Origin of the sequence: Flavivirga algicola (assembly GCF_012910715.1) — a bacterium.
Classification (GTDB): domain Bacteria; phylum Bacteroidota; class Bacteroidia; order Flavobacteriales; family Flavobacteriaceae; genus Flavivirga; species Flavivirga algicola.
The window spans coordinates 540,713-551,670 of the sequence record NZ_JABBHF010000001.1; the positions used below are offsets into that span (position 1 = coordinate 540,713).

Here is a 10,958-nt window from a genome sequence, read left to right on the forward strand (position 1 = left end):
CTTAATTAAAAAGAGTAGTTTTTTATCATTTTAAGCAATGAAGTAGTATAAACTTTTTCCATTTGCTATAAAATTGCTTTTTTAGGCCTGTATTTTGTCTTTTTTTCCTTCCATAACGCTGCTATGCAACTCAAAAAAGCCTTCATTCAGATCCAAATGACTTATTTTCGTTTAAACCCTAAAAGTTTAAACCACTTCAATAACAGATAAAAACTATAGCAAAAATTTAATTAAAATATTAGTCAGAAATTAACCAACAAAAGCCTAAACTGTTAGTTTAACTTATTGAAGGGTCGTATAATAAGTCGTGCTGCTTTATCAAAATTAATATAATTGTACCCCCAATTGAAGAAAACAATGACTCTATTCCTAAAACCGACCAAGGCCATAAGATGTACAAACATCCAAACAAACCATGCAAAAAAGCCTGCAAACCTGAAACGTTTTAAATCAACTACGGCTTTATTTCGACCTACTGTAGCCATCGATCCTTTGTCTCTATATTTGAACTTTTTCATCGGCTTACCCGAAATCAATTTTACTAGATTTTTTCCTAAAAGTTCTCCTTGTTGAATGGCTGGTTGTGCCACCTGCGGATGTCCGTTAGGGTAGTCATCTGTTTGCATGAGACTAATGTCTCCTAAAGCAAAAATATTATCGTAACCTTCAACTTGGTTATACTCGTTTACTTTATATCTATTAGCCCTGTCGACAAGTACATCGGCCTGCAGCCCCTCAACAGGGTTTCCTGTAACACCCGCGGCCCAAATCAGCGTTTCCGACTGTAATTCTAAATTTGAATTGGTCGTTACCCTTTTGCCATCGTAATTTTTAACAAATGTATCGCAATGCACCAAAACACCAAGTTTAGAAAGAAATTTTGATGCTTTCTTAGATGCATGCTCGCTCATTGTTGGTAATACCCGTGGGCTTCCTTCCAATAAATATATTTGCATATCTTCAGGAATTAAATCACGATAATCCCTGGGTAAAATATGATTTTTAAGCTCGGCTATAGCACCAGCTAATTCTACCCCAGTTGGCCCTCCCCCAACAATGACAAAATTCAACAAAGCTTTACGTGCTTCCTTATCATGAGTTATAGCTGCCTGCTCAAAATTTTGCAATATTAAACTACGAATATTTAATGCTTGTGGTACTTTTTTCATAGGCATACCATAAGTTTCAATGGATTTATTACCGAAATAATTGGTTTTGGTTCCTGTAGCTATTACCAAATAATCATAACTTATATTACCGATACTAGTCATGAGTTCGTTTTTTTCCGAATTAATAGATTCCACTTCCGCTAAACGAAAAAATGTGTTTTTATGGTTCTTCAATATTTTACGAAGCGGATATGCAATCGAATCGGGTTCTAATCCAGCGGAAGAAACTTGATATAATAGTGGTTGGAACGTGTGATAATTTCGTTTATCAATTAAAACTACCTGTATGTGTTTATTTGCAATTTTTCTAGCAAAATTAATCCCTGCAAAACCACCACCTATAATGACGACTCTGGGATAACTAGATTCGGGAATATTCATAGTAAAATAAAGTATGGAACAAAGATACTATATAGATGCATTTTAAACTATTTAAAATATTATTTTTACTCAGATGTAACATTTTAAAATTTTAAGCTACTCATACAGTAACCAAACCATCACATTGAATAAAGAATTAGAACATAATTTTGTTGAATTGCTTGAAAAGCATCAAAACATTGTACACAAGGTATGCCGTTTATATACTAATAATTATGATGCTCACAACGATTTATTTCAAGAAATAACCATTCAACTTTGGAAAGCATACCCTAAATTTCGAGGAGATGCCAAATTTAGTACATGGATGTATAGAGTAGGTTTAAATACGGCCATAACACTTTACAGAAAATCGAAGCGAACTATTAATACGCAAGATTTTAATGGTGTTGAATTTAAAATAAAAACTGAAGATTATGATGATACAGAAGAAGAACAATTAAAAATACTTTATAAGGCTGTACACCAATTAAATGATATTGAAAAAGCACTGGTTTTCCTGTACTTGGAAGACAAAGATTACAGAGAAATTAGTGAAACTTTGGGTATTAGTGAAGTCAATGCACGCGTGAAGATGAATAGAATAAAAACGAAACTTAAAACCATATTAAATCCCTAAAATATGGATGAATTAGATTTATTAAAAAAAGACTGGAATAAGGATGATAACAAATATCCTAAACTAACTTATAACGAAATATATAAGATGATTTTGAAGAAGTCATCTTCCATAGTAAAATGGATTTTTATAATTAGTTTATTAGAGTTTGCTTTTTGGACCTTAATATCTTTCTTATTGAAAGGTACCAAAAGTATGGAACATTATGACCAATTAGATAACGACCCCATCTTTATTTCTTTAGTTGTAATAGGATATGGTATTTTAGCCTTTTTCTTTTATATGTTTTTTAGAAATTATCGAAGAATTTCTACCACAGATAGTGCCAAGGTACTCATGGAAAACATTCTTAAGACAAGAAAAACAGTAAAACAATACGTAGCTTTTAATCTAATTTATTTAGTAATTACTACTTTCTTTGCCTTATATATTTCGTTGAATCGGAACGAAGTTATTCTAGATCAAATAGAAAAAGCAGCAGCTAATGGAGAGGCTTTTAAATTTTATGCCATATTTATAATATTGGTTGTCCTATTTTTAGCAATAGCAATTGGAATTTTATTATTATTCTACTGGGTTGTTTATGGTATTTTATTAAAACGACTTAACCGCAATTACAAAGAACTGAAGAAACTGGAAATTTAAAAAAATCGATCAACTTCAACAATACTTCCTATGTGCATGGAGTTAAGATGAATATTCCCCACTCTAACACGCACTAAACGCAATGTTGGAAAACCAACTGCCGAGGTCATTTTCCGTACCTGCCTAAATTTGCCTTCGTTTAAAGTGATGGAGATCCACGATGTCGGACCGTGCCTGTCATCCCTAATTTTCCGTGATCGTTCAGGTAAATTTGGTACTTTATTTAGCTTAAAAGCTTTACATGCCTTTGTTTGATATTTTTTACCATCAAAACCTATTTCTACACCAGATCTTAATTGATTGACTGCTACTTCTGAAATATTACCATCTACTTGAGCATAATATTCCTTTTCAACCTTTCTACTATTAATAAAATCGCTCATTTTACCATCGGTAGTTAGCAACAATAAGCCTTCAGATTTTTCATCCAATCTACCTATAGCCATAGTACCTTCTGGGAAATCATGAAGTGTTCCTAAGAATTTTTTGGATTGTTGCTTGGAGTCATGACTTTTAAACTGACTTAAATAACCATAAGGTTTGTAGATTACAAAATGCCGATGTTTGTTAAATACTTCCATTTAAAATACTATAAACGAGTTCCTTGGTTGGTTGCTGTCCGTTTATTTTAGTCCTTACATCATCAAAAGTAACTTTAAAATCACATCCAGATTTGTAATCGCTGCATCCATATGCAGTACTGCCTTTAACAACGGTTCCTTTTTTGCATTTTGGACATGCCAATACATCTGACTTCGCTTTCTTATCTGCCGACAAAACAGACGTGGAATTTTTTTTAGGCTCCAATTTTAAATTAAATGCTTCATCAAAACGAAGTAGTCCTTCTACTTTGCCCGAATCAGTCTTAAAGCCTTTTAAATTAACTGTAGATCCTTTTTGAAGCAATCGAATATATTGTTTTTCAGAAATCTTTTTATTGGCATAACTAAAGGGCATTACGAAATTACAACCCGATTTATAAGCACTGCACCCATAAGCCGTTTTCCCTTTTAAAATATGCCCCTGCTTACATTTTGGACACCTTTCTGCAGTAATGCCTGCTGCAGCTTTTTTAACCGCTTTAGCTTCGCGATTCTTTATGGCCAATGCATGAGAGATATTAGCACGTTTTGTTTCGCTTCTCACCTCATACACCAAAGCATCCACCATACGTTTCATATTTTTTATAAAGGCTCCAGCACTAAAAGTACCTTTTTCAATATCTTTTAGTTGCTTTTCCCATGACCCAGTAAGCTCTGCCGATTTTAATAAGTCGTTTTGAATAGTAGCAACAAGTTGTATTCCCGTAATGGTAGGCAACACCTGTTTTTTATTACGCTTTATATATTTTCTTTTAAAAAGCGTTTCAATGATATTGGCACGTGTTGATGGTCTTCCAATACCATTTTCTTTCATTAATTCACGTAAATCTTCATCGTCTACCTGCTTACCTGCTGTTTCCATAGCTCGTAATAAAGAAGCTTCTGTAAATTGATTAGGTGGTTTGGTTTCCTTTTCTAAAAATGAAGGTTCATGCAGTCCTTTTTCTCCTTTTTCAAAAGTAGGCAATATACCAGATTCTTTTTCTTTAGCATTCGGATTTTCGAAGACAATACGCCATCCCTTATCTAAAATCTCTTTGCCTTTAGTTTTAAAAGATACATCTGCAGCCTTGCCCATAACTGTTGTATTAGCAACTAAGCAATCATCATAAAAAACGGCTATAAAACGCTTAACTATAATATCATAAACCTGCTGCTGGTTATATTGCAAATTAATCTGGATACCCGTTGGAATAATAGCATGGTGGTCGGTTACTTTTTTATCGTTAAAAACTTTGGTAGACTTTTTTATTTTCTTGCCTAATAACGACTCTGTAAATTTTGAATAATTGGTTAATTTTTGGAGAATACCAGATACCTTGGGATATATATCGGTTGGTAAAAAAGTAGTATCTACCCTAGGATATGTCACTACCTTTTGCTCGTATAATTTCTGAACAATTTTGAGCGTTTCATCTGCCGAAAATCCAAATTTGGTATTACAATACACTTGTAGCCCTGTTAAATCGAATAGCTTTGGCGCATATTCCTTACCTTTTTTCTTGGTAATAGATATTATTTCGAAATCACTTTCTTTTACTTTATTGGCTAAAGTTTCCCCATCCTCTTTTTTCAAAAAACGACCATCTTCATAGCTAAACAATGTTTCTCGATACAAGGTTTGTAATTCCCAATATGGTTGGGGTTTAAAATTTTCAATCTCCTTAAAACGATTAACAACCATGGCTAATGTTGGTGTTTGTACACGGCCTATCGACAATACTTGCTTATACCCACCATGCTTTACCGTATACAACCTCGTTGCGTTCATACCAAGTAACCAGTCCCCTATAGCTCTTGAAAAACCTGCATAATACAGATTATCGTAATCTGAGGCTGGTTTTAAGTTTTCGAACCCTTCTTTAATAGCTTCAGTAGTTAATGAGGAGATCCACAAACGTTTTACTTCTCCTTCGTAATTAGCCTCGTTCATGACCCAACGCTGAATCAATTCACCTTCTTGCCCGGCATCACCACAGTTTATAACAACGTCTGCTTTATCAAACAAACTTTTTACGATATTGAATTGTTTTTGGATTCCAGAATTAGAAACCACTTTCGTTTCAAATTTTTCAGGGAGCATAGGGAGGTTGTTCAAGTCCCAACTTTTCCAATATGGTTTGTAATCATTGGGCTCTTTCAACGTACATAAATGCCCAAAAGTATAAGTTACTGCATAACCATTACCCTCATAATAGCCATCACGTTTAGAATTTGCTCCTAAAACAGAAGCAATCTCACGTGCTACACTTGGTTTTTCAGCAATACAGACTTTCACTTATTATTCTTTTTAACTATTGATTTGTGATTTGCAAAATAGGAATTTTGACCTGATTTTTGAAGTGGAGTTATTAGGAGTTATCAACGACAAATCAATACAAAATTTTCCGTAAAAAAACACAATTTTTTCTACAAATGAATACAGATTTTTTTTTCGTCGTAAATATGAATTTAAGGTCAAAAACTTCAAAGTTTTTTTCTATTTTCGGCCGAAATAAATGAAAAAGCCCCTTTTCAAAAATGACAAAAAACTCTTATGTCATAATACTGCTATGGTTTAGCATGTATTATGGTTTCGGCCAAGTTGGTATCGGAACAACAACCCCTGACAATTCTGCTATTTTAGAACTTAATTCTACAACACAAGGTCTCTTACTTCCAAGAATGACAGCTAATCAAAGAGATGCCATAGCGTCTCCCGCTGAAGGATTGCTTATATACAACCTGGATAGCAACTGTTTTCAATTTTACACTGGTACCGCATGGTCTAGTTGCTTAGGAGCGGCCGCGTCTGTGACAAACAGACTAGATTGTGGTTCGATTACTAGCCATGGAAGTTATATTGCTGGCAACCTATTGACTAATTCCAATACCATAACCGTAGATATCTTAGTCAATTCTATCGACACATATAGTATAACTACAAACACTGTTAATGGTTATCGTTTTTCTGCTTCTGGAATATTTTCTTCATTAGGTGTTAACACCATAACATTAACAGGCTCTGGTACTCCAATAGCAAACCAAACCGATACATTTACTTTAAACTTTGCAGGAACTAGTTTAACTTGCAATATTGATGTAACAGTAGCTCAAAATTTTGCCAATTGCCTCGATTATTTAAACGCCGGATTTACAACCGACGGTATTTACGCAATTGACCCCGATGGTACAGGGGGCAACCCTGCATACGATTGTTATTGCGATATGACTAACGATGGAGGTGGATGGACACTTGTTTTCAATCATAATCTTGCTGGAGGCTATTGGACAAATGACCTAGAAGCTTACGAGCATAATACAGGTTCTCCTGGTTTAACAACAAATAAATATTCGATATTAAGTAGATTGGATGACATAAAAAATAATACAGATTATGAATTCCGATTGCATTATCCAACTCTAAACCTTACCAATCATTGGTCGCAAACATTCGATCCCAGAAGCGGGCGATCTGGAACCAATCCCGTACCTGGGTACACTCCAATTAATATCGATATGCCCAATGGTGGTTGGGGAGGTCTTGAATTGTCTGGAAATACAAATTATTTGGGAGGCAGTATTGGCTGGTTTTACTCATATTTTGCCATCGGTCATAACAACAATTGGTATAGTGGGATCCCTGCTGAAAATTCGGCTACAGATCGTATACAATTATTTATCAGGTAATCTCTCTTTATGTTTATCAATATACTTTCACGGTGTAAATAATACTAAAAAAGGAAAGTTTTTAAATAACGAAATGCAAAAAAGTGAAATGTCGAAAAGAATTTACAACACTCTTTTCGGCATTTCACTTTTCTTATTTTTATGAGAAGAAATCAAGCTTTTACTACCACTCACGCTTTTTATTAAGTTCCTCGAGTGCTTCCAGTTCCTTTTGAGGGATCACCTTTAAATATGATGGATGTTGTTCAATAGCATATTCAATTTTTTTTACAATCTCATCGGTAGTTTCATTATCGTAATCAATCTCTAAAGGTTGTTTAATTTCAAAAGATTGTAAAATATTCTTCTTTTTAATTCGTAATCCTTTTTTATCGAAAGAACGCCTAAAACCATCAATAACAATAGGAACTACAATTGGTTTATACCGCTTGATAATATGAGCTGTACCTTTTCTTATAGGTTTAAAGGGTGTTGTAGTTCCTTGAGGAAATGTGATAACCCAGCCATCGTCTAAGGCTTTACCTATGTTAGAAATATCGCTCATCTTAACTTGCCTGTTAACATCTTGCCCTTCAGATCTCCAGGTACGTTCTATACTAACAGAACCTACATAAGCTAATATTTTTGGTAACAGACCTGCTTTCATTGTTTCTTTGGCTGCTACGTAGTAAATATTCAACTTAGGGTTCCACAAATACCCGACATTTTTTATAGAGTCTACACGGCCACTTAAACTAGCGTTAAAAACATGAAACATAGAAACGACATCGGCAAAGTACGTTTGATGATTCGAAATAAACAATACATTCGTATCTGGTAAACTTTTAATAATTTCGGAACCTTCTATCTGTAGCTCATTAAAACCTCTAAAGCGTCTATGGGTTAGCGCTCCCAGAATTCTAATAAGCCATTTTTTTAAAAATAATATGTGTCCGAATGGATTTCTTTTAAACAATCCCATAAATCATACGTCAAATTGGTTGGTTTTGCAAAAGTAACAAAACTATTAAACTAGATGTGTGGTTTTAACAAGTCTTTAATTTCACTTATCATCATGGCTGTCGCTCCCCACACAACATGACCGTTTAATTGAAATGCTGGAACCTCAACTTCCTCACTGTAAGAGGTTGACACCTTTCTGGTTACCAAGATACTGTCATCTAAGAGGTGTTGCAGATCTACTTCGATAATAGATTCCACTTCATCTTCTTGTTTATTAAAAATTGGTACATGCTTAGTAATTCCTAAGAAAGGTTGTACATAAAAATTACTCGGTGGGATATAAACCTGAGATAATTTTCGAATAACTTCTATAGTCTTTATTAGTACACCTACTTCTTCAAATGTCTCCCTTAAAGCTGCCGCTTCTAATGAGATATCTTGTTTTTCCAGCTTTCCACCTGGAAATGCTACTTGTGCCGAATGCACCCCGTGATATGTTTTTCTTAAGATGAGGACTAATTTTGTTTGTTTACTGGTATCTGGATAAAACAATGCCAATACACCTGCTCTTTTTGCTTTTTTGATGGCTTCTTTTTGTTTTTCCATAAGGTCTCTTCGAAAGGGCGGGACCATTTTAAAGTGTGACGATTCGGCTGGAAGCTTTATATTCTTTACTTTTGAAGTTAATTTTAAAAATTCATCAAAATTCATATTTATGAAGCTTGTATTTTTTTTGTGTCTTTTTTTTCTATTTCTGAATTGTGAAGATAAACAAACTAAAAAGAAAGTTATCCCTAAAGCTACAGTAACAGAAAAGAAAAAAACAGTTAAAAAAGATACTGTTATAGAACCAGAAAGGGAATTTCCTAAATTAAATTCAAAAAGTGCTATGGCTTTTTTTCTGGAATATGACAAGCATCATAAAGAAAATAAAGTACGCCTTACTACAGATTTTGGAACCATTGATATTTTACTGTATAACGAAACAAAGTTTCATCGTTCTAACTTTATTTTCTTAACCAAACAAAAATATTTTAACGATACACAATTTTACAGAGTTATTAATAATTACATTGTTCAAGCTGGCAACAGCGATGATAGAAAAACGGCCAGAAAGCGTGCCCATATTGGGAGGTACTTATTACCGCCAGATACAAAACGTGGTTTTAAACACGACAGAGGTGCAGTATCAATGCCCAGTAGTGAAATTAACAATCCTTATAAATTAGCATCTCCTTTCGAGTTCTTTATTGTACAACAAAAGGGAGGCGCCCATTTTTTAGATGGAGATTATACCATTTTTGGAAAGGTGGTAAGGGGCATGGACGTGGTAGACAAAATTGCAGCTGTTGAAACCGATGATGGTGACTGGCCTGATAAAAATATTTATATCAGAAACGCCGAAATTATAAATTAATCAATACTTCTAAAAAATTCAATTTAATTTAGTGAGGTTATCTCTTTACCTATTTAAAATTTCCTTATTCCACCTCAACCACTACCCTCCGGTAATCATTAAGACTAACAATTTCATTCCGGTCTTTAACTTCTAAAATAAGATGTATTGTTTTACCTTTTGAATCGGTTGGTATCTTTAAACTAATAACAGGTTTGCAACTCTCCGCAATATTAACATTCTTTTTATAAGTCCCTGCCTCGGGATACACCCACCAATTATAGATTAGACCATCGCCATCTGGGTCTGTAGAATCTGAAGCATCTAGGGAAAGTATCTCTCCAGATTTTATTTTTCTATAATAAATCTTCTCTGAACGCTCTCCATCAATGGCTATTATCGGATTGTGATTAGCGTCTTTAAATGACTTTACACACCAATCCATTCTAGCTTTAAAATCATTAAAAAATGCCTGTCGCCAGCGCCATATAGGTGTATAAATATTATTGTATATGGAATCTGTTTCGGTATCTATCCATGTATCGGCGATTTCTGTATAGACATAGAAATCCCCATAATTCAATTCATCTTTTTTAATTGTTGAATTTTTAGACCACACATTTTTCTTTTTAGTTGAAGTAAAACGACCACTCCATCCACCCCAAGAAGGATAATCTACATTGGATAATCCCTGATGAATTAATCCCAACCAAGGAATCGTTCCCCCCCCTTCTAATGCCCCAACATAGCCATCTTCCATTTGGCGTATAGGCCAAAGTGCACCTAATACGCCATGATTTCCTTTAATATGCTCTAGTGCCCACTGATGCTGTCCTACTGGAGAATAGGCATATGGTTTCCATGTATATGGCCCCATATTGCCTGGGTCTGGAGACTTCCAATTTACAGGTCCACCATAACTGTATGTTTGATAATTACTCCTTACCCAGTGTATATCGGGATACCTATTGCAAATCCAAGCACCCGCATTATCTTGAGCACCATTTTCAAACACTCGAACTTTTACAATGAGCTTTTCTAATTCTTCCTTGGTATGCGTAGCCTCGTAATTTAGTAACGCTTGAGCCAAAGTATTTGAGCCTGCATTAACCACAATATAAAGCGGGCGCGCATCTTCTTTTTCCAAACATTTCATTAAGTGCTGAGAACCTTCCGTTTTTAAACCTATTCCTGTTGCTTCAATGCCATAACCTGTTTGCCCTGAGTATACAATGGAATGTAAATAATCGGTACTTGGCCAGCCGTTCACATGCATAGATAGATTTTCAACGACCTGACCATAGCCATCAATAATTTTGTGAAATAATTCAGGATGCAGGACTCGTTTATAAGGATTTTTGACAGATGGTTTTAAATACCATCCTGTTACGGCAATTAAACCTTCTAAGTCAAATTCGTTGGCATACATGAGCAAATGAACAATCTGTTGTTCTTCATCAGGTTCATTTCCCATATCTGCCAGCACCACTAAACGGGGTTTTTCTTGTGCTATTAATGGTGACATTAACCATAAT

Annotated in this window: 10 protein-coding genes; 4 read left to right on the forward strand and 6 right to left on the reverse strand. The window is 34.6% G+C overall.

Annotated features, from left to right (window positions below):
• Positions 1–272 precede the first annotated feature (272 nt).
• Complete coding sequence (locus HHX25_RS02150) at positions 273–1,550, reverse strand: NAD(P)/FAD-dependent oxidoreductase (protein WP_169669595.1); 1,278 nt, start codon at positions 1,548–1,550, stop codon at positions 273–275.
• A 124-nt stretch (positions 1,551–1,674) separates the two neighbouring features.
• Here HHX25_RS02150 and HHX25_RS02155 point away from each other — a divergent pair, with 124 nt between their 5' ends.
• Complete coding sequence (locus tag HHX25_RS02155; protein ID WP_169669597.1) at positions 1,675–2,169, forward strand: RNA polymerase sigma factor; 495 nt, start codon at positions 1,675–1,677, stop codon at positions 2,167–2,169.
• 3 nt (positions 2,170–2,172) lie between these two features.
• Entirely contained in the window at positions 2,173–2,814 is a 642-nt protein-coding gene (locus HHX25_RS02160; protein WP_169669599.1) for a hypothetical protein, read from the forward strand.
• Here HHX25_RS02160 and HHX25_RS02165 read toward each other — a convergent pair.
• Positions 2,811–3,395, reverse strand: coding sequence for a pseudouridine synthase (locus tag HHX25_RS02165; RefSeq protein ID WP_169669601.1), 585 nt, complete (start codon positions 3,393–3,395; stop codon positions 2,811–2,813). The two genes, HHX25_RS02160 and HHX25_RS02165, sit on opposite strands and share 4 nt — an antisense overlap.
• Positions 3,382–5,694, reverse strand: a complete 2,313-nt coding sequence (locus HHX25_RS02170; RefSeq protein ID WP_169669603.1) for a type IA DNA topoisomerase — start codon at positions 5,692–5,694, stop codon at positions 3,382–3,384. Before HHX25_RS02170 ends, HHX25_RS02165 begins: the two co-directional genes overlap by 14 nt.
• Positions 5,695–5,936: 242 nt before the next feature.
• Between HHX25_RS02170 and HHX25_RS02175 the strand changes: the two genes are divergently transcribed.
• Positions 5,937–7,085 carry a fibrinogen-like YCDxxxxGGGW domain-containing protein gene (locus HHX25_RS02175; protein WP_169669605.1) on the forward strand — a complete coding sequence of 383 codons (1,149 nt, stop codon included), beginning with the start codon at positions 5,937–5,939 and terminating at the stop codon, positions 7,083–7,085.
• Positions 7,086–7,248: 163 nt separating this feature from the next.
• Here HHX25_RS02175 and HHX25_RS02180 read toward each other — a convergent pair whose 3' ends face one another.
• Together HHX25_RS02180 and HHX25_RS02185 are read right to left on the reverse strand one after the other, a co-directional pair.
• Positions 7,249–8,046 carry a lysophospholipid acyltransferase family protein gene (locus tag HHX25_RS02180; RefSeq protein WP_169669607.1) on the reverse strand — a complete coding sequence of 266 codons (798 nt, stop codon included), beginning with the start codon at positions 8,044–8,046 and terminating at the stop codon, positions 7,249–7,251.
• Between the two features lie 50 nt (positions 8,047–8,096).
• Positions 8,097–8,633, reverse strand: coding sequence for an NUDIX hydrolase (locus HHX25_RS02185; RefSeq protein WP_317169049.1), 537 nt, complete (start codon positions 8,631–8,633; stop codon positions 8,097–8,099).
• Positions 8,634–8,742: 109 nt separating this feature from the next.
• Between HHX25_RS02185 and HHX25_RS02190 the strand changes: the two genes are divergently transcribed.
• Positions 8,743–9,444 (forward strand): peptidylprolyl isomerase, encoded by a 702-nt coding sequence (locus tag HHX25_RS02190; protein WP_169669611.1) that lies wholly within the window; start codon positions 8,743–8,745, stop codon positions 9,442–9,444.
• Between the two features lie 64 nt (positions 9,445–9,508).
• On the opposite strand, the gene HHX25_RS02195 is transcribed toward HHX25_RS02190, so the two are convergent.
• Entirely contained in the window at positions 9,509–10,948 is a 1,440-nt protein-coding gene (locus HHX25_RS02195; RefSeq protein ID WP_169669613.1) for a nucleoside hydrolase-like domain-containing protein, read from the reverse strand.
• Positions 10,949–10,958: the final 10 nt, after the last annotated feature.

What these genes read in the sequence shown, in the direction of transcription:
- HHX25_RS02150 (WP_169669595.1), bottom strand. Translation starts at nt 1,550, where the DNA reads ATGAATATTCCCGAATCTAGTTATCCCAGAGTCGTCATTATAGGTGGT.
- HHX25_RS02160 (WP_169669599.1), top strand. Translation starts at nt 2,173, where the DNA reads ATGGATGAATTAGATTTATTAAAAAAAGACTGGAATAAGGATGATAAC.
- HHX25_RS02165 (WP_169669601.1), bottom strand. Translation starts at nt 3,395, where the DNA reads ATGGAAGTATTTAACAAACATCGGCATTTTGTAATCTACAAACCTTAT.
- HHX25_RS02175 (WP_169669605.1), top strand. Translation starts at nt 5,937, where the DNA reads ATGACAAAAAACTCTTATGTCATAATACTGCTATGGTTTAGCATGTAT.
- HHX25_RS02180 (WP_169669607.1), bottom strand. Translation starts at nt 8,046, where the DNA reads ATGGGATTGTTTAAAAGAAATCCATTCGGACACATATTATTTTTAAAA.
- HHX25_RS02185 (WP_317169049.1), bottom strand. Translation starts at nt 8,633, where the DNA reads ATGGAAAAACAAAAAGAAGCCATCAAAAAAGCAAAAAGAGCAGGTGTA.
- HHX25_RS02190 (WP_169669611.1), top strand. Translation starts at nt 8,743, where the DNA reads ATGAAGCTTGTATTTTTTTTGTGTCTTTTTTTTCTATTTCTGAATTGT.
- HHX25_RS02195 (WP_169669613.1), bottom strand. Translation starts at nt 10,948, where the DNA reads ATGTCACCATTAATAGCACAAGAAAAACCCCGTTTAGTGGTGCTGGCA.